Here is a 22,531-nt window from a genome sequence, read left to right on the forward strand (position 1 = left end):
GCTCAGACAAGGTCGAGGACGAAGTAGGGCAGATCCAGCGGCGGCGGTTCGGCCAGGCCGAGCTGGGTCAGCTGGTGATGTGCCTGGCCGCGGTGATGGGTGGCGTGATTGAACATGTGGGTCAGGATGATCCGGCGTGGCAGGGTGCGCGGATTGCCGCTCATGTCCTTGTAGTCAAAATCCGCCGAGATGGCGGCGTCGTCCAGCCCGCCGATGAAGGCGCGGGTGGCGGCATCCTGCTCGCGCCGCGCCGCCCACAGGATCTCGAAATCATGAGTGGGAGTCTCGTCCAGTCGCGCATGCGGCGCGGCCAGCCCCAGAAGGCGCGCCATCCACAAATGATCGGCGACGAGGATATGGGTGAGCGTGCCTTGCAGCGATCCGAAATAGGCCCCGATATCACGGCTGCGCGCCTCGGCACCGATTTCGCGTGTGGCGGCATAGATCCGCTGATTGGCCCAAGCGTTGTAATCGGCAAGTTGCAGGAAATGGGCGCGCATGGGGGACTCCGGCTGTGTGCCGCGCTGGTCGGCGGTCTTAATCACGCAGATAGTGCCCGCGCCGTCTTGGCATGCAAGGGCGAGGATACATGACCCCTGACAATGCCCGCGCACGGCTCAACGCCCTGCGCCAGGAAATACTCGACCTGTCCGATGCCTCCAGCGAGGATCGCAAACCGGTTGAACTCGACCAGCAATCGGTCGGGCGCCTGTCGCGCCAGGACTCGATGCAGGTCCAGGCCATGGCCAAGGCCGCGGATGCGCGCCGGACCCAGGAATTGCGGCGGATCGATGCCGCCCTTGCGCGTATCGACGAGGATGAGTTCGGTTGGTGCGCCGAGTGTGGCGAGCCGATCGAGGAAGCCCGGTTGGAGATCGACCCGGCCGCGCCGCGTTGTTCCGGCTGCGCCTGACCGTGACGGCATCGGGCACTGTCATCGCCCGGGCGAATTGCCGTTGAGTCACTTCAATCCTGCCACATGGTCTGGAAGACTGGCCGTGAAGAGGTGACCGAAATGTTCAATCTGTCGGCGCAGGGCTGCGCCCAGGCACAAAACCAGATGCGGGCATTGACCCGCGGCCAGGTCGATCACGCCCTGACGGCAACGGCGCAGGCGGCGGTTCTCGCTGCGGTGGCCCGCATACCGCGCTGGACGCTGGTCACGCGGCTGGCTGGCCGCCATCTCGATCTTGATGCCGCGGCGATGCAAGCCCTGCCAAAGGCCCAGCGGGCCGAATTCGACCTGCGTGTCCGGGCCGAGGCGGCACAGGGCTTTCAATATCTCTACGAGACCTACCCGCTTTACGACAAATGGCATGGTGGCGTGCTGGCTGATGAGGCGCCGGTGCTGGCCGAGCTGTTCACCGCGCTCAACAGCGCCGCCTTCCTCGATCCGATGCGCGACCTCTTGGATGCGCCGGAGATCAGCTTTGCCGATGCCCAGCTGACGCGCTACCGCGCCGGCCATTTCCTGACCACGCATGATGACGGGATCGAGGGCAAGAACCGCGTCGCGGCCTATGTGCTCACCCTGTCGGAGGGCTGGCAGGGCGATTGGGGCGGTGTCCTTGAATTCCAGCTGCCCGACGGGCGCGTTACCGAGCGTTTCGTGCCGCGCGGCAATACTTTGTCGCTGTTCAAGGTTCCCCAGCCGCACGCGGTCACGCCGGTTGCATCGACGGTGACGGCCGACCGGGTTTCGGTGACCGGATGGCTGCGATCCGGTCGTGACCCGGGGCCGGAAGCGGGCACGCGTTAGCGGGTGGCGTAGCCGGCCTGACGGACCAGGCGGCGCAGGGCGTCATCGCCCGGTGAAGCCAGTTTGAGCAGTTCGACATAGGGATCGCCGCCGAGTTTCAGGCATTGCGCGAAGGCCGGTTCGGTCTTCAACCCGCCGGCCTTGGCGTCGCGGACATCGCTGCGCAGCCGGTCTTCGGCGAGGTCGAGAAGGCGATGTTCGGCGAGCCAGTGGACATAGCTCTCATGTGTGTCCACCGGGCGTTCCCGGCCGAAGATTTCCACCGGCACGCCCTCGATTTCCAGCTTGGCAATGACGGACGCCTCTCCGGCATGTTGGTTGTCACTGACGGTCGCGTCCGCAAAACGCGAGACGAATGCATCCAACGCCGCTTTGAAGTTGGCCAGCCCGCCTGTGGCAGAGCAGGCGATGTCGATATCGGCGCCTGGTCCGTGAATGTTGAGCGGGATCGAGCCGACCCATCGCGGCGTGAACCCCGCCAGGCGACGCATCAGCCCGTGCCGGGTGATGATCTGGCGGGCGTCGCGGCAGGGCAGGAAGGCATCTGTCATCGCCGCGCTTTCGCGCGAAGTCGTGCCTGTGTCAATCCTGTCGACGCGTGTACGCGTTGACGATTGTGTGCATGGACATGCAGGCTGTGCCGGGCCAGCCTGTGTCGAAACCGGGACGAGCGACATGGGATTTTACGACGAACGCATTCTGCCCAATCTCCTTGCCTGTGCCTGCGACAGCAAGCCGGTCGCCAATCATCGCAAGATCATGGTGCCGGAAGCGTCGGGTCGGGTGCTGGAAGTCGGGATGGGGTCGGGACCCAACCTGCCCTTTTATGACGCGGCGCGCGTGTCGCAGGTCATTGGTGTGGAGCCTTCGGCCGGGATGCGGCGCAAGGCACAGCGGGCGATCGCTCGCCAGTCCATTCCGGTCGAACTGCTGGATGCGCCGGGCGAGGCCCTGCCGCTGGAGGATCACGCCGTCGATACGGTCCTGCTCGCCTTCACCCTGTGCACCATCCCCGACTATGATCAGGCCCTGGCTGAGATGCGGCGTGTGCTCAAACCGGGCGGTCGGCTTGTCTTCATGGAGCATGGCCTGGCACCGGATGAAGGCATTGTGAAATGGCAGAGGCGGCTGGAGCCGATCTGGAAAATCACCGGCGGTGGCTGTCATCTGACCCGCCCCATGGATCGGCTGATCGAGGCAGGTGGCTTCCGGATCAATCGGCTGGAGGCCGATTATGAACCGCGGACACCGAAATTTGCAGGCTATGTCTATCGCGGGCTGGCGGAGGCACGCTGAGGGGGGCGACCCCTGCGCGGTGCGGGGCCGGAACAGCAAGATCGGGTACGCCGAGTGCTCTACATTCCGCTAGGGTCATCGCGATCACAACAAAGGGGTGGCGGCGATGACATATGCAATACTGGCTTTGGCCTTGATGGTTCAGTCGGCCGAGGCTGAATCCGTTGATGCCGGCATTCTCGAGCAATTGGCGTGGATGGAAGGCTGCTGGCAGGCGGACGGGTTCGCCGGCGAGATGTCGGAATGCTGGATGCGCACGCAGAGCGGCGAGCTGGTGGGGGCCTTCCAATACTCCGCCCAGGGCACGCTTCAATTCACCGAAATGTTGATGATTGGCACCAATGCCGAGGGTGAATTTGGCTATCATGTGAAGCATTTCAATCGCGACTTCACGGGCTGGGAAAGCCAGAACGAGCAAATCACGTTCGACTATCGACAAGTCTCGGAGACCCGGATTGAATTCGGGGGCCTTGTGCTGGAATTCGATGGTCCGGATGCGTTTACGGCCCGGCTCGACATGAGACAGCGGGATGGAAGCCTGACGACCGAGGTGTTCGAATTCAGCCGGATATCGCCGTAGTCGCGGGGCTTTGCGCTTTAGGGCAGGCCGGGAAAGCTCGACACGTATTCGATCTTGATGTCGGGGAAGCTGGACACGAACTGGATGGTGAAGTCCGGAAAGCTGTCAACGAATTCCCACTCCCCGCAATCATCGGGGAAGGATGTGACGCGCTTGACCTTGAGGTCGGGGAAGCTGGTCACGAGCTGCACCCGAATGTCCGGAAAACTCTCCACGATCTCGACATCACCATGAAGCGGGATGCCGTTGAAGGTGCAGTCTTCGGCGACAGGGCCGGAAAGGGCGGCAGATTGCGAGAGGGCGAGTTCGATGAGCATGGCGTCAGCCTAGCCCGTCGAAACTGATCCGGCGATGAACGCCTAGTCCAGCGCCTTCAAAATGCTCTCCGTCATCTTCTTGGCATCGCCCAACAGCATCATCGTGTTGTCGCGGAAGAAGAGCGGGTTTTCGACGCCGGCATAGCCGGAGCCCAGCGACCGCTTGATGAAGAAGACGGTGCGCGCCTTCCACACCTGCAGGACGGGCATGCCGTAGATCGGCGAGCCGGGATCATCCTCGGCGGCGGGGTTGGTGACGTCATTGGCGCCGATCACGAAGGCGACGTCGGCATTCGAGAAATCCGAATTGATATCCTCCAGCTCGAAGACCTCGTCATAGGGGACATTGGCTTCGGCCAGCAGCACATTCATGTGCCCCGGCATCCGCCCGGCGACGGGGTGGATGGCATAGGCGACATCGACGCCTTCGGCCTTCAGCATGTCGGCCATTTCCTTGAGCGCGTGCTGGGCCTGGGCGACGGCCATGCCATAGCCTGGCACGATGATGACCTTGCCGGCATTCTTCATCACGAAGGCGGCATCCTCGGCCGAACCCTGCTTGGCATTGCCCTGCGGACCGGCGGCGGCTGCCGCGTCGCCGCTCTCGCCGAAGCCGCCCAGGATGACCGAGATGAAGGAGCGGTTCATGCCCTTGCACATGATGTAGGACAGGATCGCACCGGACGAGCCGACCAGGGCGCCGGTGACCAGCAGGGCGGTGTTTTCCAGCGTGAAGCCGAGCGCGGCGGCGGCCCAGCCGGAATAGGAGTTCAGCATCGACACCACGACCGGCATGTCGGCGCCGCCGATCGGGATGATCAGGGTCACGCCGAGCACGAAGGCGGCCAGGGTGATCAGCCAGAAGGCCGTCTTGGCGTCACCGCCCGAGGCCATCAGGAAGGCAATCATGATGACGATGAAGCCGCCAATGGCGATGTTGATGAGGTGACGGGCCGGCAGCATGATCGGCGCGCCGGACATGTTGCCGTTCAGCTTGGCAAAGGCGATCACCGAGCCGGAGAAGGTGATGGCGCCGATTGCCGTGCCTAGCGACAGTTCGAACAGGGAGAGGTGTTTCAGGTCACCCATCGCGTCGGCAATGTGGAAGGCGCCGGGTGCGTAGAGCGCCGCGGCGGCGACCAGTACGGCGGCGAGGCCGACCAGCGAGTGGAAGGCGGCGACGAGCTGCGGCATGGCGGTCATCGGGATGCGGCGGGCGATGATCGCGCCGATCCCGCCCCCGATCATGACGCCACCGATGATCAGGGCAATCGAGGCTCCGTCCAGATTGACGGCCAAGAGGGTGGTGACAATGGCAATCGCCATGCCGGCCATGCCGAACTGGTTGCCACGGCGCGCGGTCTCCGGATTGGACAGGCCCCGCAGCGCGAAGATGAACAGGATCCCCGAGACGAGGTAGAGCAGTGCGGCGAGATTTGCAGACATGGCGCTCTCTTGCGAGTTGTGGCGATTAGTCGGAGTAGCGGATCGTGTAGCCGCTGAGGTCGCGGACGGTAGTGCCGCCGTTCAGGTCCAGCGGTCCGATCATCAAGGTCAGGTGCGCGTCCGGATCATTGCGGGTGATGTTCACTGCTTCGACCAAGCGTTCGGCACGCCAGCGACGTTCCTCATTGGTGCCGCCGTCCTGGGCCGGGAAGGCGCTGACGTCGAGCCAGAGAATGTAATAATTCTGCCCGTAAGGGTCATTGCGGTCGCAGGTGATCCGCATATCCGTGACATCGATCCGCATTTCGATCACCGAATTGCATTCGACCTCGTAAAAGCGGGGGCGGGGACCGGCAGCGCGGCGTTGTTCGGCTTCCAGGGCTTGCTGATACAGTTCAACAGTGCGGCGGGTCATGACCGGAGTGTCCGAGGCGTCGTCCTCGCTCTCGGCGAGCTGCTCGGCGCCCGGGCGCTGCAGGATGGCCGGATTGCGCAGGGTCGGCAAAGCTGTCCGGGTCTGCGGTTGTGGCTGGTTCTGGGCTTCGGCGCCCGAAATGCCCACCGCCAGGACAGACAGGAGAATCAGTGGCTTCATCATGCCGGACGCTCCTTTTTCTTGTACATCGCCAGCATCCGCTGGGTGACCAGGAAGCCGCCGAATATGTTCACGCTGGCGAGGATGATGGCGACAAAGCCCAGCCCGCGCGAGAAGCCGGCCCCTTCGGTCTGCGCCGCCGTGGCAGCGACATCACCGGACCCGGTCGCAGTCGCCGTGGCCGCCAGAAGGGCGCCGACGATGATGACCGAGGAGATGGCATTGGTCACAGCCATCAGCGGTGTGTGCAGGGCCGGCGTCACCGACCACACGACGTAATAGCCCACGAAGACCGCCAGGACGAAGATCGCCAGGCGGAAGATGACGGGATCAACGGCTTCCATCGATGTCTCCATTGTCGTTGTCTTTCGCTGGCGCGAGTTGGCCCAGAGCCACGCCCAGCAGCATGCTGAACAGCGCGATCACTACAATCCAGAGCCAAGCCATCGTGTCGAATGCGTAATCATTGGATGAGTGGGTCAGCTGGTAGAGTGCGACAACCAAGATTGATGACTCCACCAGCACAAACCATACCCGGTCCCGCTTCTGCCGGGTCAAGGTCCGAGCCCAGGGAAATTGGCTGGGTTTGGTAACGTAGATGCGTCCAAGTGGCACTATAAAGCCCATACAAATCAAGCTGATAAGCAATATCCAGCTAGGTATGTAGATGAGCCCGATCATAGTTGCCGAGATGAAAGCAGCGAAAGCAGTCATTGCAATCAGCAGATTCCAGTTGGCCATCACGCGCCTTCCTTCACCAGGCTCGGATGCACGACAGCACCATCCTTGGTCAGTGCCATGCCCTGGATGACTTCATCATCCCAGTGCGGGGCGAGGCCGCCCTCCTCATTGACGAGGAGCGGCAGGAGATTGGCGAGATTCTTGGCGTAAAGCGCCGAGGCGTCGGCGGCCAGGCGGCCGGCGAGATTGCCATAGCCGGCGATCTTGACGCCCTTGTGCTCGACGACTTCGTCGAGCTTGGTCAGCTCGCAATTGCCGCCATTGGGGGCTGCGAGGTCGATGATCACCGAGCCCGGCTTCATGCTCTCGACCATGGCCTTGGTGACCAGGGTCGGGGCCGGGCGGCCCGGGATCAGGGCGGTGGTGATGACAATGTCCTGCTTGGCGATATGGCTGGCCACCAGCTCGGCCTGTTTGGCCTGGTATTCCGGTGACATCTGCTTGGCGTAGCCACCGGCGGTTTCGGCCTGCTTGAACTCGTCATCCTCGACGGCAACGAATTTCGCGCCCAGCGAGGCGACCTGTTCCTTGACCGCCGGGCGGACATCGGTGGCGGTGACGATGGCACCGAGGCGGCGCGCCGTGGCGATCGCCTGCAGGCCGGCAACGCCGACCCCCATCACGAAGGTCTTGGCCGGGGCGACCGTGCCGGCGGCCGTCATCATCATCGGGAAGGCGCGGCCATACAGCTCGGCACCCTCGATGACCGAGCGATAGCCGGCGAGATTGGCTTGCGAGGACAGGGCGTCCATGGCCTGGGCGCGGGTGATGCGCGGCACGAATTCCATGGCGAGGGCATTGATGCCGGCCTTGGCTAAGCCTTCCGCCATCTTGGTATTGCCGTGCGGGCTGAGATGGGCGACCAGCAGCACACCCTTCAACTTGGCCAGTGTGGCCTCGTCCGGGCTGCGCACCGCAAAGAGCGCGTCTGCGCCTTTCAGTGTTGCGGCTGCGGTGCCGATCTTCGCACCCGCGTCGGTGAAAGCCTCATCGGTCACGGCGGCGGTCAGGCCGGCGCCCTTTTCGATGGCGACCTCATGGCCGGCGGCCACGAATTTCTTGACGGTGTCCGGGGTGGCCGCCACGCGGGTTTCGCCCGCATGTCGTTCTTTCAGAATGGCAATTCGCATTTCGTCCCGCCGCTTTTGGCTTGATGGGGCGAGGATGCGCGAATTCTCCCTTGAGGGGAAGGCCCCTCCGGGAAATTTCTAGACCGAAATCGGGAAAAATTGTGCAGTGCGAAGAAAAAGCGTCTTAATCAGCCGCCCAACGCCATACCGAATAGTTGAACAAGGCCACCGCAAACCAGTCCGAAGACGAAAAGCCCGCCCAGGGTGACATACCAGGACGTCTTCATGCCAAGCGCCAAGCCCAGCACGCCGCCGACAATGCCGACCGCGATCAGCGATACCAGCCAGTCCATGCCCACAGCAAAGGCCAGCGTCAGGTAGAGCACGCTGACGACGGTGAGCAGGCTGCCCCAGACGGACACTGCGATGAAACCGCCAAAAGTCGCTTTCTGGTCGGCGATGTTCATTTCGCCACGAACATAATCAGACGCCATTGGTCGCGTGCCTCCGTCAATCAGGTCTGGTGCGGATAGCACGCGTTGAATGCTCCGCCAAGATGCCGGCGCCATATGCCGCAGATGACAGCTGTCATGCTCCGGTCCCACATCCGCATCAAGCGTGCGCACCCGGCCCGACGAAAGGGGTGGTTGTCGGAAAACCCCTGTCCTAGACTGTTCGCGCTGCAGCTAGTTCGGAGCCTCGCATGCGCATTCCCTTTGCCCTCTGGTCGGGTGTCATCGCCGTTTTGGCCGTCGCGGCCCTGGCAGGGCGGGAGTATCTCAATTTCGGTGTGATCGAGTTCGCGCACGTGTGGCCGATTGCCCTCAAAGTGGCTGGCGTGTGGCTGGTGCTGGTTGTGATCGTCGGCATTGTGTCCGGCTTGCGCAAGGCGACGACACCGCCGCCGAGCGAATTGCCGGACGATGTGGCGCGGGAAATCCGGCGCCACCCCGAACACTGATCCGATTGTCGAAACGGCGCGTCAGCCCCAGCCCGGACCGGTCAGCACTTCCAGTGCGGCGGCGACGGCAATCGGTTGATCGAGGATGAGGTGGTGTTCGGCCTGCGGGATCGACACCATTGTAGTCTGCGGCCCGAAAGTCTCGCGCATGAAAGCCCAGACCTCGTCATTCACCAGTCGCGACTCGGCGCCCCGGAACAGGGCGATACGGGTCTTCAACGCGCCGACAATATCGGCCGGCGGTGGGCGGTTATAGTCCAGCTTGTCCCAGAGCTTGGGATCGAATTTCCAGGTCCAGCCCTCTGAGCCGTCGGGGCGGGTGACCTGTTTGAGCGATTGCCGGGCGATGTGGTCGAGCAGGAAGGCGTTGTCGCAACCCTGTTCCGGCAACAGGCGAAAGCGCGCCAGGGCGGCCTCGAACGTGTTGTAGATCATGCCGCCGCGTGATGGCGGCGACGAGCGCCGTTGCTCATCGCGGGGCCGGACCGGGCTGTCAAGTACGGCGATGCCCTGCAGGCGTTCGCCATGTTCCATCGCAGTGGCCAGCGACACGAAGCCGCCGAAGGAGTGACCGACCAGGAAGGGTTTGCCGGCCTCAAAGGCGCCGCCGGCTTCGCCTGAAGCCAGCACTTCCAGCGCATAGGTTTCCATGGCGTAGCGGTCGCGATGATCGCTGTCGCCCATGCCGGAAAGGTCAAGCGCGACGACCCGGCGCGTATCGGCGAGGAAGGGGGCGATACTGTCCCACCAGTCCTTGTGGGCGACGCCGCCATGGACAAGGATCAGCCCGGCATTGCCGCGCTGGCCCCAGGCCTTCCAATGGATGGTGGCGCCCTCGACGGTCACGGTCCCGCGCTCGGTCGGAACGGCGAGCGCTTTGGCAAACCAGTCCGGGGCGGGCGGTCGGTCGCCGTTGAAGGCGACAAGCGGAGCGGGGGGGCGAGGGGAGGCGGCGGCTTTTTGGCTCATTGTCTAGCGCTAGCCCCGGGCGGGCGTGCCGTCAATTGCCGCCGGTCGCCGGAGCCAGCGAGATCAGGTAGGGCACGGCGAATACCGCCCATGCATTATTGGCGACATGGCCGAGGATCGGCGCTGCCAGCCGCCCGGTCCACACCCGTGCCGCGCCCAGTGCCAGGGCCAGGAAGAAGGTTGATGTCATAACCAGCAGGCCCTGGGCGATATGGACCAGGCCGAAGGCCATGGCGGAAATGATCACCGCGAACAGGGCCGGAACGCCGCGGGCCATCATCATCGGCAACATCCAGCCACGAAACAGGATTTCCTCGACGATCGGTGCGGCGATCAGGGTCAGGCCGATGACCAGCCACACACTGGCCCCTGCACCGGCGAAATCATCGACATTGGACAAGTCATCACGCGTGGCCCCGCCCGACAGGGTGAGCTGCGGATCGCTCATGGCGAATTCGTGGAAGCTCAGGGTCAGCGGGCTGGCGATCAGCACCATGAAGACCATGACCAGGGCCGCGGCGAGGAAATCGGTGAGGCGCAGCGGGAAGACACTGAAGACCGGCCGGTGGGCCTGATAGCGTTTCATCCAGGCCCACATCACCAGGGCGAGACCGGAATAGCCGATGATATTGCCCAGGAAGACGGCGCTGCCCTCGCTGAATCCGGTGCGCGGTCCGCCCACCGCATTCCAGCCGACCAGGGTCGCAAGCTGTGCCGCGATGATCAGGGCAAACATCAGGGCCGGCCAGACGATCATGCCCGGCAAGGAGCGGATAACCCGCATGCGATAGGGTTCCGCCAGTGCGGCGAAGACGTCGTGGCGGGCAAAGGGCCAGCGGGTTTGTGATCCTGGGGTAACAGCCATGTCGCGGGCGGATGCCACTTCCGTGCCAGTCGTTAAGCGGGTCTTGATCCTTATGCTTAACCGGTCGTTGCCGCCTCTTAAACGTCAAATTTAGACAAGTGTCCCATAACGGTTCGCATAGACGCCCCGCTCGCAAGGGTGGTGAGGCCAAAAGGTCCGGCGAAATAACAAGGCGACCGAAAAGGCGTGGGTGATGGTGAAATCAGTTCTGATCGTGGATGACGATCCGACGCAACGCCGCCTCCTTCAGGCGGTGATCGAGAAGCAGGGGTATCGGGCCGAGACCGTGGAGAGCGGTGAGGCGGCGCTGGATCGTGTGGCCGAGCCCGGGATCGACGTCATGCTGCTCGACCTGATCATGCCGGGCATGGACGGGATGGAGACGCTGGAAGCGCTGAAGCGCAAACAGCCGGACCTCCCGGTCATCGTGCTGACGGCGAGCGGGGGTATCGAGACCGTCGTGGCGGCCATGCGCGCCGGCGCGGTGGACTTCTTCGTGAAGCCGGCCAGTCCGGAACGCATCACGGTATCGATCCGCAATGCGCTCAAGGTCCAGAATCTGTCGGGTGAAGTGAAGCGTCTCAGCCGCAAGGCCGAAGGCACGCTGGGCTTTGCCGACATGATTGCCGGGGCCCCGACCATGCGTCAGGTCGTGCGTCTGGGTGAACGCGCCGCGCAGTCCGACATTCCGATCCTGATCACGGGTGAAAGCGGCGTCGGCAAGGAGCTGGTCGCCGGCTCGATCATGGCCGCTTCCAAGCGTGCCGGTGGTCCCTTCGTCGCTGTGAACTGCGGTGCAATCCCGGAAAATCTCGTTGAATCGACCCTGTTCGGTCACGAGAAGGGCGCTTTCACCGGCGCTGTCGGCAAGCATATGGGCAAGTTCCAGGAAGCCGATGGTGGTACACTGTTCCTGGACGAGATCGGCGAGCTGCCGCTCGACATGCAGGTCAAGCTGCTCCGCGCCCTGCAGGAAGGCGAAGTTGATCCGGTCGGCGGCAAGCGCCCCGTCAAGGTCAATGTCCGCATCATTTCGGCGACCAATCGCGATCTCGCCGAGCAGGTTGCCTGCGGCGCTTTCCGCGAAGACCTGTTCTATCGCCTCAATGTCTTCCCGATCGAAGTGCCCTCCCTGCGTTCGCGCAAGGACGACATTCCGGCCCTGGTGCGCCATTTCATCGGTCGCTTCAATGCCCAGGAAAACAAGTCGATCCAGGACGCGGCTCCGGAAACGCATGCCTTGCTGTCGACCTATGACTGGCCGGGCAATGTGCGTCAGCTGGAAAACGCGGTTTTCCGTGCGGTGGTGCTGTCGGATGACGACCATCTCAAGCCGGAAGATTTCCCGCAGATCTCGGGCCTGACGCCGCAAATCGGTGAGATGCCGGATACCGGTGCGCTGACCGCGATGGCGACGTCGCTGGCCGGTGGTGACGCCACGGCTGGTGCCGATCTGGGCCCGGTCGATATCATGGATGAAGGCGGTCATCTGCGCTCGCTCGAAGAGATCGAGCGTGACCTGATCGAGTTCGCGATCGAGACCTATGCCGGGCGGATGAGCGAAGTGGCGCGTCGCCTTGGCGTCGGTCGTTCGACGCTCTACCGCAAGGTTCGCGAATACGAGCTCGATGTGGACGGTGTTCGCGCCGCCGGCTGATCAATCAGAAAAAAGCCTCCCCGCCACGGGAGGAGGCCTGCCCCTCGGGGTGGGGGACGGAACGGGCCGGCGCTGCCATGCGCGCCGGCCCGTTTTCATTTCCCCAGTGGGGCCGCCGGCAGGGGCCAGATGCGGTCGAAACGGTGGAAGATGGCGTCCTGGCCGGTATCGAAGACATAGCCCTCGCGGGCGGCTTCGCGGGTCCAAAAGTCGATATGGGCGTCCATCCACCAAGCCAGGCTGCGATCCCCTTCGCCCTCAACCCAGGCAAATTCTTCCGTGGTGTCCTTGATGGGATGGCGATCAACCCGGCTTGTCTTGATGATACAGGCCGGTTCACCGCGGCCGTCGAGCACCAAGGCCAGGTCGCCCGGCTTGGGCAACGGATCCCCGCCGGGTTCATACCAGCGACTGTGCGAGGCTGTCGCCTTCTTGCGGTCGATCAGGACGAGTGCCAGCAATTCATCGGCCAGTTCGGGACTGTCGCCGAAGGCAAACACGTCATCGGGCGCCCGGTCATGCCCCGTCGCAGCACAAAATTCCTGCCAATATGCGGATTGAGACGGGGTCATGTCAGGCCTCCAGCGTGAAGGCCTGACCAGGTGCGTTATCGCAATGCCAGGGTCAAGACCCTGCGATTGGCGTCAGCGTGCGGCGACAGCCGCAGCTGCGGAATTCGCGGTGCGATCCAGCCAGCCGGCATAGACCGGGATGAGGGCGGCCTCGCGGCGAAAGCGGGTTCGCAATTGCCGGATCAGATTGTGCAAGGAGGCGTCCAGGGCGTCGCGGTTGTCGCTGTCGGCCATCAGGCCCAGTTCGATATGGGTGCGCAGGATGTCGATCCGGCTCGACAGGCCGTGGATTTGCCCGTCGAGGCGGGAGATATAGTCGCGTGTCAGAGGATCCGCGGCGAGGGGGGAATAGAGATGCTCCTCCCGCTCATCGACCAGCCGGTCGAGTGCCGTCATTGCCTCGCTGAAGGCCGCATGCCCGGTCGCGCTGGCCAGACCGTCGCATTGCGCGGTTTCGAGCGAGCGGAAAAGCGACTGCTCGTGATGATCGAAAACATCCACGTCCTGAAACATCGCACCCATCCTGTGTATCCAAGATGGTCAGCCTAGCCGGGCATAGGCGCATCGGCGCGCGAAAGCCGGATTAACCCTGAACGAAGTGCTAATTGGCGTCGCCACTCCCACCGGGGATGACGCGAAAACCGGCGCGTCGAACCTCCGGTGCGGCGGGTGGTTCGGTCTTCTCGGATGCGTCCGGCCCGGGCGGGGTGTCGAGATCATCATAGATGTCCCGCCCGCGCGGCGGGGGGCTGGCGCCGGATTTTCGTTTGAAGCCATTGCCGCGCGACATCGGCTTGCGGGCCTTGCCCTTGGCCTTTTTCTCGATCTCGCGAAGCTTCAGGGTCTGGCGTGCGGAGAGCGCGTCGTCGGTATTGCCCTTGTCGGGATCATTGAAGGCGGAGCCGAATTTCTCCAGACGCTCTTCGAGTGATCCGAGGAATTCGCCTTCCCACTCGGACAGGTCGGGCGTGTCGTCCGGGGAATCAGCGGCCGCCTTGCGGGCTCGTTCGAGCCGTCGCAAGGCGCGTCGCGTCTTCTTTTCGTCGATCTTGCGGACCAAGCGGGCCTCCCGGAGAAGGCCGCCAGTCTAGCCTTCGACGGCGCCGAGATACAATTCCAGCAGCGCTTCGGTTTCCTGGCGTTCGTGACGGTCGATCTTGCGCAGGGCGATCACCTTGCGAAGGATCTTGGTGTCATAGCCCGACGACTTGGCCTCGGCATAGACTTCCTTCATGTCGGCCATGACATTGGCCTTGTCTTCCTCGAGGCGTTCGATGCGCGCCACAAAGGCCTTCAGCTGCTCGCGCGCGGCAGCGCCGATCGCGTCGGATTCGTCTTTGTGGGTTTCGTTCGCGGGATCGATGAATGCCATGGGGGAAGCCTTTCAGATGGACGGAGCGGGAGACTAGAACCAGCCCTTCGCGGCCTCAAGCGGCGGGGCCAGTCATCGCGGCTTTTCCCGACAGATCGGCAGCGCGTTGCCGGATATCCGCGACGGCTTTCGCAACCCGCTCCGGGTGATGATGGTGGAGATTGTGACCGGCGCCGGAGATCCAGTGCACCCGCGCGCGCGGCATGCGCTCGGCCACCATGCCGCCATGGCGATGCGACCACAGCACGGTATCGGCCCGGGCGAGCAGGATTTCGACGGGCTGGTCGATATCCTCATAACGGTCCTCCTGGGCCTCCAGGTGGAAATTGACCCGCATCATGTCTCGCGAATTGGCCCGCCAGGTGCGTGGCCGAAGCAGGAGCGGCAGCGCCGAACGTTCGACATAGGCCTCCGGCACCGGTTCGGGATGGAAGGCGCTGGCGACACCGCGTCTGGCCTGGGCCTCGCCGGTCAGTGGCACGATGACATGGGTGATCAACGGCCCCAATACGGGCCAGAAACTGGCCGCGTTGAACCAGGCGGCATCACCGATCCAGGCCGACAGGGCCGGTGCAATCAGCACGAGGCCTTTGACTTGAGCCGGATGATCCATCGCCAGCCGCATGGCGATCGCGCCGCCCCAGGAATGCCCGATAACGGTGACGGGGCCGCAATCCAGCGTCTCAAGCAAGCGCGCGATCAGGGCGGCCTCTGTTTGCGGACTCCAAGGCCCGGCCGGGCGTTCGCTCCAGCCAAGCCCCGGTCGGTCGAGCCAGATCACAGACTGATCTGCCAAGCTGTCGGCCAAGGCGAGATAGGGTTCTTCCAGGTTTGACGCGGCCCCGTGCAGGACGAGAACCGCAGAGCCGTCCGTCGGCCCGGTCCGGCGCACATGCAGCCGGGTACCGTCTATGGTGATGAAATCGGCGCGCGGTGGGAAACGGGTCTCGATACGCTTGACGGCCCGCCGGGCGGCCCAGATCGCGAACCCGGCCAGAATGGCGAGCGCGGCCACACTGCTGATCAGGACCGGGTCGGTCAGCACCACCGGTTAGAGGGCCCGTCCGGCCTGCAGGGCGAGCAGGCGGTCACGGGCTTCGATGGCACCGGGATGGGCCGGATAGATGGCGAGCGCATCTTCATACGCTTCCAGCGCTGCCTCGACTTCATTGGCCCGCTCAAGCAGTCGGGCGATGGTCAGATAGGCGTCGTAGCGGCGCGGTTCGAGGGTCAGGGCCGTGTTCAGCGATTCCAGCGCATAGGCCCAGTCTTCGGCCTGGGCTGCCATGCGACCGGCGGCAAGCCAACCTTCCGCAAAGCCCGGATCGATCTGGGTGACGTGATCATACATGCGCGCGGCGATATCGGCATTGTCGGCCTGCTCGGCGGCGCGTCCGCGATCCATCAACAGGGCAATCGTCGCGCTGCCGGAATGGGCCCACAGGGCATGAATTTCATCGATCAGCGGCGCGGCTTCGCGCGGGCCGGCCTCGGCGAGCGCATCGAGCCGTTCGGTCAGGCGGACTTCAGGCGTCTGGAATTCGGTCTGCGGTGCGATCTGAACGTCGGCCGCAGGCGCGTCCTGCAGCGTGGTCGCGAATATCAGGCCGGAGAGGAGCAGCTGGATCATGGGCAAAACATAGCCCGGCCATCGGCTGCGTCCAGATGTCGTGTCCACATGATGGACGAGATTTAAGTCGGATCAGTGGGTGCCGTTCCCGTGCGGCGGCAGCACGGCGGTCGCAAACCAGAAGCTTTCAACCGCGTCGACGATCTCCTCATAGCCCAGCGCGTCAAACGGTTTGGTCAGATAGGCGTTGGCGTGCAGGGCGTAGCAGTTCTCGATATCGAGCGGCGAGGAAGACGTTGTTAGGACCAGAACCGGAATATTGGCCAAGCTATTGTCTGTCTTGACGGTTTTGAGGACGTCCCGGCCATCGATCTTGGGCAGGTTGAGGTCAAGCAGGATCAGGTCCGGCACCGGCTTCTCGGCATGTTCCCCGAGGCCGCGCAAGCGCTGCAGCGCCGCTTCGCCATCGCGGACGACTTCCAGTTCGTGGCGCGCGCGACCACGTTCGAAGGCGTCGCGGACGAGGAATTCATCGCCGGAATTGTCTTCCACAAGCAGGATTTTGGCGGAGCGTGGCATCTTCATTGATCTTGTTTGTCTGGTCCGGTCTTCGGGAGTGTGAAGCGGAAGACACTACCGCAGGGTTCATTGTCTGAAACAGTTAGCACGCCGCCATGCGATTCAACAATTTTTCGGCAGATCGCCAGGCCCATGCCGCTGCCGGGATAGGTGTCGGGTGAGTGCAAACGCTTGAACGGCATGAAAACCTGTTCGCGATACTCGGGCTTTATTCCGATCCCGTTGTCGGTGATTGATAGGCGCCAGGCATCACCGATATCCTCGGCGTCGATGGTGATGTGAGCATCTTGGCCGACGGGCTGGAATTTCACCGCATTGCCGATCAGGTTTTGCAGTAACTGCCCGAGTCGCGCCGGATTTCCGCGTACCACCGGCAGCGGTCCGATTTTGATATTGTCGCGGGCGGCCTGTACTGACGGGCCGAGCGTGTCGAGCGTGCTGGTGACCAGCTGCGCCAGATCGACATCGCGATTCATCATGTCGACGTCGGAATTGAGACGGCCATAGGCCAACAGGTCGGTGATCAGTGCCTGCATCCGCACGGTGGCGTCGAGCGTGTGGCGGATATAGGTCCGCCCCGCCTCGTCGAGATTGTCATTGTAGCGACTGGCCAGGAGCCCGGTGAAGTTCGAGATCAGCCGCAGCGGTTCCTGCAGGTCATGACTGGCGACGAAGGCAAAGCGTTCCAGTTCTTCGTTGGCACGGGTCAGGCGTTCGATGAAGCGGTCACGATCGGCCTCGGCCTCCAGCCGCTCGGTAATGTCGCGCATGATCGTCACATCGCCCAGCGACCGGCCATCGGTGTCGCGGATCACTTCCGACGAATATTCGGCGAAGAAGTCGCTACCGTCCTTGCGACGGAAGCGCTCGACGCCGCTATGCTGGTCCGACTCCCGACCGCGCAGAACGAGGGGGCAGTCGGCGCGCGCATGCGGTTTGCCATCCATGTCCACCGGATGGATGAGGTCATGCACGTTCCGGCCGGTGAGCTCTTCGGGTTCATATCCGAGCAGTTTGGCCGCCGCCGGGTTTACCAGAACGCCGCGACCGTCCGCGTCCAGACCCATGATCGCGTCTGCGGCGTGTTCCAGGATGAGCGACAGGTTACGCGACAGGGCGAGCGTTTCCACGGTCTTCTCGTCGACGAGGCGTTGCACCAGATCCGTCCGCGCTGTCGACAACAGGGCGAGGGCGTTGAGCACGGAGACAAAACACAGGCCGACCACAATCACGGCCCACGAGACCCAGTCCTGCTGGGCGGCAAGGAAGCGGTCGGTTGCGACATAATCAATGCGCCAGATCTGGCCTCCGAGCCGGAGTTCGCGGCTCGTTGCGAGCGGGCTGTCAGCCGGTGCTGACCCGTATTGCCAGGCCGTAGACCCGTCCGCCGCAAGCCCGTTGACCCGATAGTTGTAAACCTGCCTTTCGCGCTGAAAGGATCCGGTCAGGATGGCGTCAATGCGGAAGGTTCCGATCGCGATGCCTTGCAGGTTTTCCCGGCGTTGTGCGACGTCGTCGGGCAGGCTTCGCCCTGAAAAGGCCGGGATCGCCAAGGCCAGCCAGGCCGTATGATCGTCTCCGCGCAGGGATGATGCCGAGAGCGTGCCGGAGGCAAGCAAGTCGTCTATGAGGTCGGTCAGGCCCTCAAAATAGAAATCGGTGACCAAGCGGCGTCCGGGCGCCACCGGGATGCGTCTGCGGGTATCAAACCGAAGGTGATCGACCGGGGCGAGAATGGCGTGGCTTGATCGCGAGTCCGCGTCCTCGACAACAAGCCAGTGGACCGAGTTGACGCTGTCGAACTGGCCGAACGCGATATCGATGAATATTTCAAACTCGTCGCGGGTCACATTCTCCGAGGCAGCAAAAAAGCCTTCCAGTGATTCAAGGCGTCGACGGGCGCCGTTCAGGCGTTCTTGCAGGGCGATGTGGTCTTCGGTGACCTGGGCGTTGAACAATTCGTCACGCCGCTCGATGGCATTGATGCGGGCAAGTGAAAACAAGCCGATCCCGATGGCACACAATAGCAGAAAGGCCAGCGCGACATTGCGTTTTCGGGTTCGGCTGACCCGCTTGCTGGCAAACAGGAGCAGGATGATCGGGGTCAGCGAGGCGCACGCCACCGCGTTGCCGGTCCAGTTGCGCAGAAAAGCCGTAAAGAAGTCGAGTTGGGGGGGCGCAAATCCGCCGATGGTCAACCAGGCTGAGGCCAGGGCTGCGCCGCACATGCTGGCGAAAATGGCGCCGAACGCGATCAAGCGGATGAGTTGGGCGCCGGATTCGAGCGACAGGTCTGACCGGTCGCCAGGATGGATGAGGCGTTTGGCAATCACGGCCTGCGCAACGGCCGCCGCAGCGAGTCCGAAACTGCCGGCAAGCGAGCGATCCAGCCCCGCATCCAGGACATAAAGCCCGTAGGGCAGTGTCAGGGCGAACATGCCAAGCGCGATGGCGGGCAGGGCGCGGTGACCGACAATCAGGACACTGGCAAGACCGACAGCGCCGGGCAGCCAGACCGGGGCCAGGAAGCCCGGGGGTATGGCAAGCAGGAAGGAGCCGACGCCGACGATCAGATAGGCGATCAGTATGATCGCATTGGCCCTGAGATCACGCATTAGCGCAATCGCCTCCCGCGTCGCTGCTATCGGTGACGCCCGCGGGTATGATTGAAGCGCAATTCTGTCGGTCCGACAAATATTTGCGCAGGCATGCCGTAACGGGCCGGTGTGTCACCGGCCCGTCAATCGGCGGCTCAGGCGGTTCCGGCGAGGTCGGACAGGGCCATCGCCGTGCGCAGCTGGTCTTCGGTATCGCCCAGCTGGTGGTCGATCATGATCAGGCGTTTGGCGTAGTGCGACCCGGAATATTCCCAGGTCATGCCGATCCCGCCATGCATCTGCACCGCTTCCTCGGCGACCAGCTTGCCGGCCCGGCCGATCAGGTTCTTGGCCTGGGCGACGGCCAGGGCGCGGGCCTTGGCATCATTCGAGTCCAACTTGGCGGCGGCATGGATCGTGATCGAGCGCGCCTGTTCGATCTCGATGGAGAAATCCACCAGCCGGTGTTGCAGGGCCTGGAAAAGCGCAATCGGGCGACCGAATTGCTGGCGCTGCATGAGGTAGTCCTTGGTCATGACCTTGAGGACATCCATGGCGCCGACCGCTTCGGCGCACAGCGCAACGCGACCGGCATCCAGTGCGAGCTCGATGGCGGCACGGGCGTCTTCGGCCAGGCAACGAGCCTTGGACTTGTCGAGAATGATCTCGGCCGCCCCGGCGCCGTCAATCATGGCATAGGGCAGGACTTCGGCGTCGTTGGCAGCAACCTCATAGAGGCCGAGCGCACCCTTGGCCGATTTGGCGGCGATGAGCAGGTAATCAGCACTATTGCCGCCATAGACCACCGTTTTGCGGCCGGTCAGCGTGTCGCCGTCGGCGCTGGTGGTGATGCTGTCGAGATCGCCATAGGCGTCGCTCTCGTCAAAGCCGAAGGCCGCCTTTTCGGCCCCGGCGATGATGGCTTCGACGCGCTCGGCCTCGCCATGGGCGGCATAAAGGCGCAGGGCCATGAGATTGCCCAGCATCGGTTCCGCACAGATGGCGCGGCCCATCTCCTCGAACACGGTGGTGATGTCGAAACCGGCACCACCGAAACCGCCATCATCCTCGGAAACGAGGGCGCCGAGGATACCCAGTTCGGCCAGCTCGGCCCATTTGGCCGGGTCGTGGAAGTCGCCCTCATAGGCGATCTTGTTGCGGTGTTCGATCGGATACTGCTCGGCCAGATAGCGACGCAGGCTATCGCCGATCATGCGGCGATCTTCGGTTGGCGTGAAATCCATGGATCAGGCTCCGAATGTTTCTTTGGCGATGATATTGCGCTGGATCTCGTTCGATCCGCCAAAGATCGAGAGTTTGCGATTGTTGAAGTAGTTGGCGGCATTCGACGCCGCTTCCGACGGGGCAATGGCGTAATTGCCGATCACATCCTCTGACGGGAAGGGCGCCGCCGTGGCGCCGAGGGCGCGGCGTGCCAGGTCATTGATGGCCTGGCGGATCACCGTGCCCTTGATCTTCAGCATGGACGAGACCGAGCCCTGTGCGTCGGCTACGCCGGACAGCATGCGCAGATTGGTCATCCGCATCGCTTCCAGATCGATCTCGACCTCGGCGATCTTGGCCGCGAAGATCGGGTCCTGGGCCAGCGGCTTGCCCCTGCGCTTGACCTTGCGGGCCAGGGCCTTGAGCTGGCTGAGCGCCTCGCTGGAGGCGCCGACGCCGGCGATATTGGTGCGCTCGTGGCCGAGCAGGTATTTGGCGATGGTCCAGCCCATATTCTCCTCGCCGACCATGTTGGCGGCGGGCACGCGGACATCGGTGAAGAAGACCTCATTCACCTCATAGCCGCCCTCGATCAGCTTGATCGGACGCATTTCAATGCCCGGCGTGTCGAGATCGACGAGGATGAAGGAAATGCCTTCCTGGCGCTTGCCCTCGGTCGAGGTGCGAACAAGGCAGAAGATCTTGTTGGCGAACTGGCCCAGCGTGGTCCAGGTCTTCTGGCCATTGATGATGTAGTCGTCGCCATCGCGGATGGCGCGGGTCTTCAGGCTCGCCAGATCGGAACCGGCGCCCGGCTCGGAATAGCCTTGGCACCACCAATCCTCGCCCGACAGGATGCGCGGCAGGATGGTCGCCTTCTGCGCCTCGGTGCCGAATTTGATCAGCACCGGGCCCAGCATGCTGAGGCCGAAGGGCACCGTGCGCGGCGCGTTGGCACGGGCGCACTCCTCTTCGAAGATATGCATGTGGACCGAGTCCCAGGTCGTGCCGCCGTGCTCGACCGGCCAGCCCGGCGCCAGCCAGCCGCGGCTGTTCAGCGTCGCGTGCCAGCCTTCCAGGTCGGCCTTGTTCAGGTCGCGACCATTGCGGACCTTGGTGGCCAGCTCCTCGGACAAATTCTCCTTGAGGAAAGCCCGGACTTCCGCACGGAAGGCCTCTTCCTCGGGGGTGAAATTCAGATCCATCTTGTTTCTCCTCGCGCCCTGTTATCGACCGTATTCACGACGAAGGCGGGGCCTGGTCTTGTGCCGGGTCCGTGCCGCTTTCGATGACTGGGTATGTATGTAAATCAAAACCTGCCGGTGTGAATAGTGCGCACCTGCAGCAATTGGTGCGGCGCTGCGGCGCAGGTCAGGGTGACGTAAGGGGAAGTTTGGCCCGGGCGAGACCCGGGCGGCGGCGTCAGGCCGAGACGAGCAGGCCGCGCGATTCGAGGGCGTCGCTCAGCGCCGCCTTGCCGGTAAACAACTCGGCATCGAAGCCATGCGCCCGTGCCGCGTCGACATTGGCCTGCCGGTCGTCGAAGAAGACAACCTCATGCGGGGCATGGGGAAGACGGGCCTCGGCAATCGCGTAAATTTTGGGATCCGGCTTGATCACGCCTTCATGTGCCGAGACGATGACGTCGCGCATATGGGCCATCTGCGGGTAAAGGCGATGGACCGGTTCAACCCATTCGGCCGGCAGATTGGTCAGCGCGTATTGCGGCACGCCGTGGGCGGCAAGCGCGTCCATGATCTGCGGCGTGCCTTCGACGGCGCCGTTGAGCATTTGCTCGAAGCCCGTCTCCCAGGCGCGGATGGCATCTTCGAGGTGGGGATGGGCCTCGATCAGGGCGACACGGTTATCGGCCATGGAGACGCCGCGGTCATGCTCGGCATGCCAGTCCATGGTGCAGACATTGTCCAGGAAGTCCCGGCACTCGGCGTCCGTCGCAAAGAGTTTCGAGTAGAGATAGGCGGGCGACCAGTCCAGGAGGACATTGCCGAGATCCCACAGAACGGCTTTCGTCGTCATGGCCATCTCCTCAACGCAAAACCCGCGCACCTTTTCGATGCACGGGGCAAGCGGCGTAAAAGCTGATAAGCGGGCGCGCCCCGGTGGGGCGCTGCCGACGCGTCGACTAACCGGCGCGCGCTTTGAAGCGCGGATCGGTCTTGTTGATCACGTAGATCCGGCCACGGCGCTTCACGACCTGGCAATCGCGGTGGCGGTTTTTCAGCGATTTGATCGAGCTGCGGACTTTCATCGTATGGCCTTCGCATTAGAAGCGTAATTCAACGGAGCGCGGTGGATACTGGAGCAATAGCGGCCTGTCAACACGATCCGCCTGCGCAATTC

At 63.4% G+C, this 22,531-nt stretch carries 29 protein-coding genes; 6 read left to right on the forward strand and 23 right to left on the reverse strand.

The window, feature by feature from the left end; all coding sequences use genetic code 11:
• Nucleotides 1-2 precede the first annotated feature (2 nt).
• Nucleotides 3-500 carry a DinB family protein gene (locus tag C7435_RS00510; RefSeq protein WP_121209981.1) on the reverse strand — a complete coding sequence of 166 codons (498 nt, stop codon included), beginning with the start codon at nucleotides 498-500 and terminating at the stop codon, nucleotides 3-5.
• A gap of 89 nt (nucleotides 501-589) precedes the next feature.
• Here C7435_RS00510 and C7435_RS00515 point away from each other — a divergent pair, with 89 nt between their 5' ends.
• The gene (locus C7435_RS00515; protein ID WP_121209622.1) at nucleotides 590-913 is read left to right on the forward strand and encodes a TraR/DksA family transcriptional regulator; all 324 of its coding nucleotides are present in this window, start codon (nucleotides 590-592) and stop codon (nucleotides 911-913) included.
• A gap of 102 nt (nucleotides 914-1,015) precedes the next feature.
• On the forward strand, nucleotides 1,016-1,759 hold the full coding sequence (locus tag C7435_RS00520; protein WP_170150288.1) for a 2OG-Fe(II) oxygenase: 744 nt from the start codon (nucleotides 1,016-1,018) through the stop codon (nucleotides 1,757-1,759).
• Here C7435_RS00520 and C7435_RS00525 read toward each other — a convergent pair.
• Nucleotides 1,756-2,310 carry a DUF4269 domain-containing protein gene (locus C7435_RS00525; protein ID WP_170150289.1) on the reverse strand — a complete coding sequence of 185 codons (555 nt, stop codon included), beginning with the start codon at nucleotides 2,308-2,310 and terminating at the stop codon, nucleotides 1,756-1,758. The genes C7435_RS00520 and C7435_RS00525 overlap by 4 nt on opposite strands.
• Nucleotides 2,311-2,434: 124 nt before the next feature.
• Here C7435_RS00525 and C7435_RS00530 point away from each other — a divergent pair, with 124 nt between their 5' ends.
• Nucleotides 2,435-3,055: a class I SAM-dependent methyltransferase gene (locus C7435_RS00530; protein WP_121209625.1), complete on the forward strand. Its 621-nt coding sequence runs from the start codon at nucleotides 2,435-2,437 to the stop codon at nucleotides 3,053-3,055.
• 106 nt (nucleotides 3,056-3,161) lie between these two features.
• Nucleotides 3,162-3,635, forward strand: coding sequence for a DUF6265 family protein (locus C7435_RS00535; protein ID WP_121209626.1), 474 nt, complete (start codon nucleotides 3,162-3,164; stop codon nucleotides 3,633-3,635).
• Nucleotides 3,636-3,652: 17 nt separating this feature from the next.
• Here the strand turns inward: C7435_RS00535 and C7435_RS00540 are convergent, their stop codons facing one another.
• From C7435_RS00540 to C7435_RS00570, 7 genes are all read right to left on the reverse strand, one after another.
• Entirely contained in the window at nucleotides 3,653-3,952 is a 300-nt protein-coding gene (locus C7435_RS00540; protein ID WP_121209627.1) for a 7(1) septoil knot domain-containing protein, read from the reverse strand.
• Between the two features lie 42 nt (nucleotides 3,953-3,994).
• Nucleotides 3,995-5,398 (reverse strand): NAD(P)(+) transhydrogenase (Re/Si-specific) subunit beta, encoded by a 1,404-nt coding sequence (locus C7435_RS00545; protein ID WP_075188549.1) that lies wholly within the window; start codon nucleotides 5,396-5,398, stop codon nucleotides 3,995-3,997.
• A 25-nt stretch (nucleotides 5,399-5,423) separates the two neighbouring features.
• The gene (locus tag C7435_RS00550; RefSeq protein ID WP_147422585.1) at nucleotides 5,424-5,996 is read right to left on the reverse strand and encodes a hypothetical protein; all 573 of its coding nucleotides are present in this window, start codon (nucleotides 5,994-5,996) and stop codon (nucleotides 5,424-5,426) included.
• Complete coding sequence (locus C7435_RS00555; protein WP_075188551.1) at nucleotides 5,993-6,337, reverse strand: NAD(P) transhydrogenase subunit alpha part 2; 345 nt, start codon at nucleotides 6,335-6,337, stop codon at nucleotides 5,993-5,995. Before C7435_RS00555 ends, C7435_RS00550 begins: the two co-directional genes overlap by 4 nt.
• Complete coding sequence (locus tag C7435_RS00560) at nucleotides 6,324-6,734, reverse strand: hypothetical protein (protein WP_121209630.1); 411 nt, start codon at nucleotides 6,732-6,734, stop codon at nucleotides 6,324-6,326. Before C7435_RS00560 ends, C7435_RS00555 begins: the two co-directional genes overlap by 14 nt.
• Entirely contained in the window at nucleotides 6,734-7,864 is a 1,131-nt protein-coding gene (locus tag C7435_RS00565) for a Re/Si-specific NAD(P)(+) transhydrogenase subunit alpha (protein WP_121209631.1), read from the reverse strand. Before C7435_RS00565 ends, C7435_RS00560 begins: the two co-directional genes overlap by 1 nt.
• 128 nt (nucleotides 7,865-7,992) lie before the next feature.
• Complete coding sequence (locus C7435_RS00570; RefSeq protein WP_075188553.1) at nucleotides 7,993-8,298, reverse strand: aa3-type cytochrome c oxidase subunit IV; 306 nt, start codon at nucleotides 8,296-8,298, stop codon at nucleotides 7,993-7,995.
• Between the two features lie 209 nt (nucleotides 8,299-8,507).
• Here C7435_RS00570 and C7435_RS00575 point away from each other — a divergent pair, with 209 nt between their 5' ends.
• Nucleotides 8,508-8,765: a hypothetical protein gene (locus tag C7435_RS00575; protein WP_075188554.1), complete on the forward strand. Its 258-nt coding sequence runs from the start codon at nucleotides 8,508-8,510 to the stop codon at nucleotides 8,763-8,765.
• Nucleotides 8,766-8,786: 21 nt separating this feature from the next.
• Here C7435_RS00575 and C7435_RS00580 read toward each other — a convergent pair whose 3' ends face one another.
• Together C7435_RS00580 and C7435_RS00585 are read right to left on the reverse strand one after the other, a co-directional pair.
• Nucleotides 8,787-9,734, reverse strand: a complete 948-nt coding sequence (locus tag C7435_RS00580; RefSeq protein ID WP_121209633.1) for an alpha/beta fold hydrolase — start codon at nucleotides 9,732-9,734, stop codon at nucleotides 8,787-8,789.
• Nucleotides 9,735-9,765: 31 nt separating this feature from the next.
• A complete protein-coding gene (locus C7435_RS00585; protein WP_121209634.1) occupies nucleotides 9,766-10,599 on the reverse strand; it encodes a CPBP family intramembrane glutamic endopeptidase in 834 nt (277 codons plus the stop codon).
• Nucleotides 10,600-10,792: 193 nt separating this feature from the next.
• Between C7435_RS00585 and C7435_RS00590 the strand changes: the two genes are divergently transcribed.
• Nucleotides 10,793-12,256, forward strand: a complete 1,464-nt coding sequence (locus C7435_RS00590; RefSeq protein ID WP_121209635.1) for a sigma-54-dependent transcriptional regulator — start codon at nucleotides 10,793-10,795, stop codon at nucleotides 12,254-12,256.
• Nucleotides 12,257-12,351: 95 nt separating this feature from the next.
• Here the strand turns inward: C7435_RS00590 and C7435_RS00595 are convergent, their stop codons facing one another.
• From C7435_RS00595 to ykgO, 12 genes are all read right to left on the reverse strand, one after another.
• The gene (locus tag C7435_RS00595; RefSeq protein ID WP_121209636.1) at nucleotides 12,352-12,828 is read right to left on the reverse strand and encodes an ASCH domain-containing protein; all 477 of its coding nucleotides are present in this window, start codon (nucleotides 12,826-12,828) and stop codon (nucleotides 12,352-12,354) included.
• A gap of 72 nt (nucleotides 12,829-12,900) precedes the next feature.
• Nucleotides 12,901-13,341: a hypothetical protein gene (locus C7435_RS00600; RefSeq protein ID WP_147422586.1), complete on the reverse strand. Its 441-nt coding sequence runs from the start codon at nucleotides 13,339-13,341 to the stop codon at nucleotides 12,901-12,903.
• An 88-nt stretch (nucleotides 13,342-13,429) separates the two neighbouring features.
• Entirely contained in the window at nucleotides 13,430-13,888 is a 459-nt protein-coding gene (locus tag C7435_RS00605; protein WP_233350637.1) for a hypothetical protein, read from the reverse strand.
• 27 nt (nucleotides 13,889-13,915) lie between these two features.
• Entirely contained in the window at nucleotides 13,916-14,200 is a 285-nt protein-coding gene (locus C7435_RS00610; RefSeq protein ID WP_075188604.1) for a DUF2312 domain-containing protein, read from the reverse strand.
• A gap of 55 nt (nucleotides 14,201-14,255) precedes the next feature.
• Entirely contained in the window at nucleotides 14,256-15,248 is a 993-nt protein-coding gene (locus C7435_RS00615; RefSeq protein WP_233350638.1) for an alpha/beta fold hydrolase, read from the reverse strand.
• A gap of 3 nt (nucleotides 15,249-15,251) precedes the next feature.
• Nucleotides 15,252-15,830 (reverse strand): tetratricopeptide repeat protein, encoded by a 579-nt coding sequence (locus C7435_RS00620; RefSeq protein WP_121209638.1) that lies wholly within the window; start codon nucleotides 15,828-15,830, stop codon nucleotides 15,252-15,254.
• 72 nt (nucleotides 15,831-15,902) lie between these two features.
• Nucleotides 15,903-16,355 (reverse strand): response regulator, encoded by a 453-nt coding sequence (locus C7435_RS00625; protein WP_075188606.1) that lies wholly within the window; start codon nucleotides 16,353-16,355, stop codon nucleotides 15,903-15,905.
• Nucleotides 16,352-18,964, reverse strand: a complete 2,613-nt coding sequence (locus tag C7435_RS00630) for an ATP-binding protein (RefSeq protein ID WP_121209639.1) — start codon at nucleotides 18,962-18,964, stop codon at nucleotides 16,352-16,354. Before C7435_RS00630 ends, C7435_RS00625 begins: the two co-directional genes overlap by 4 nt.
• A 137-nt stretch (nucleotides 18,965-19,101) precedes the next feature.
• Complete coding sequence (locus C7435_RS00635; RefSeq protein WP_121209640.1) at nucleotides 19,102-20,190, reverse strand: acyl-CoA dehydrogenase family protein; 1,089 nt, start codon at nucleotides 20,188-20,190, stop codon at nucleotides 19,102-19,104.
• Nucleotides 20,191-20,193: 3 nt separating this feature from the next.
• Nucleotides 20,194-21,375, reverse strand: a complete 1,182-nt coding sequence (locus tag C7435_RS00640) for an acyl-CoA dehydrogenase family protein (protein WP_121209641.1) — start codon at nucleotides 21,373-21,375, stop codon at nucleotides 20,194-20,196.
• 217 nt (nucleotides 21,376-21,592) lie between these two features.
• A complete protein-coding gene (locus C7435_RS00645; RefSeq protein WP_170150290.1) occupies nucleotides 21,593-22,207 on the reverse strand; it encodes an HAD family hydrolase in 615 nt (204 codons plus the stop codon).
• A gap of 106 nt (nucleotides 22,208-22,313) precedes the next feature.
• On the reverse strand, nucleotides 22,314-22,439 hold the full coding sequence (gene ykgO / locus C7435_RS00650) for a type B 50S ribosomal protein L36 (RefSeq protein WP_075188610.1): 126 nt from the start codon (nucleotides 22,437-22,439) through the stop codon (nucleotides 22,314-22,316).
• Nucleotides 22,440-22,531: the final 92 nt, after the last annotated feature.

The organism is Maricaulis maris, from assembly GCF_003634045.1.
Classification (GTDB): Bacteria; Pseudomonadota; Alphaproteobacteria; order Caulobacterales; family Maricaulaceae; genus Maricaulis; species Maricaulis maris.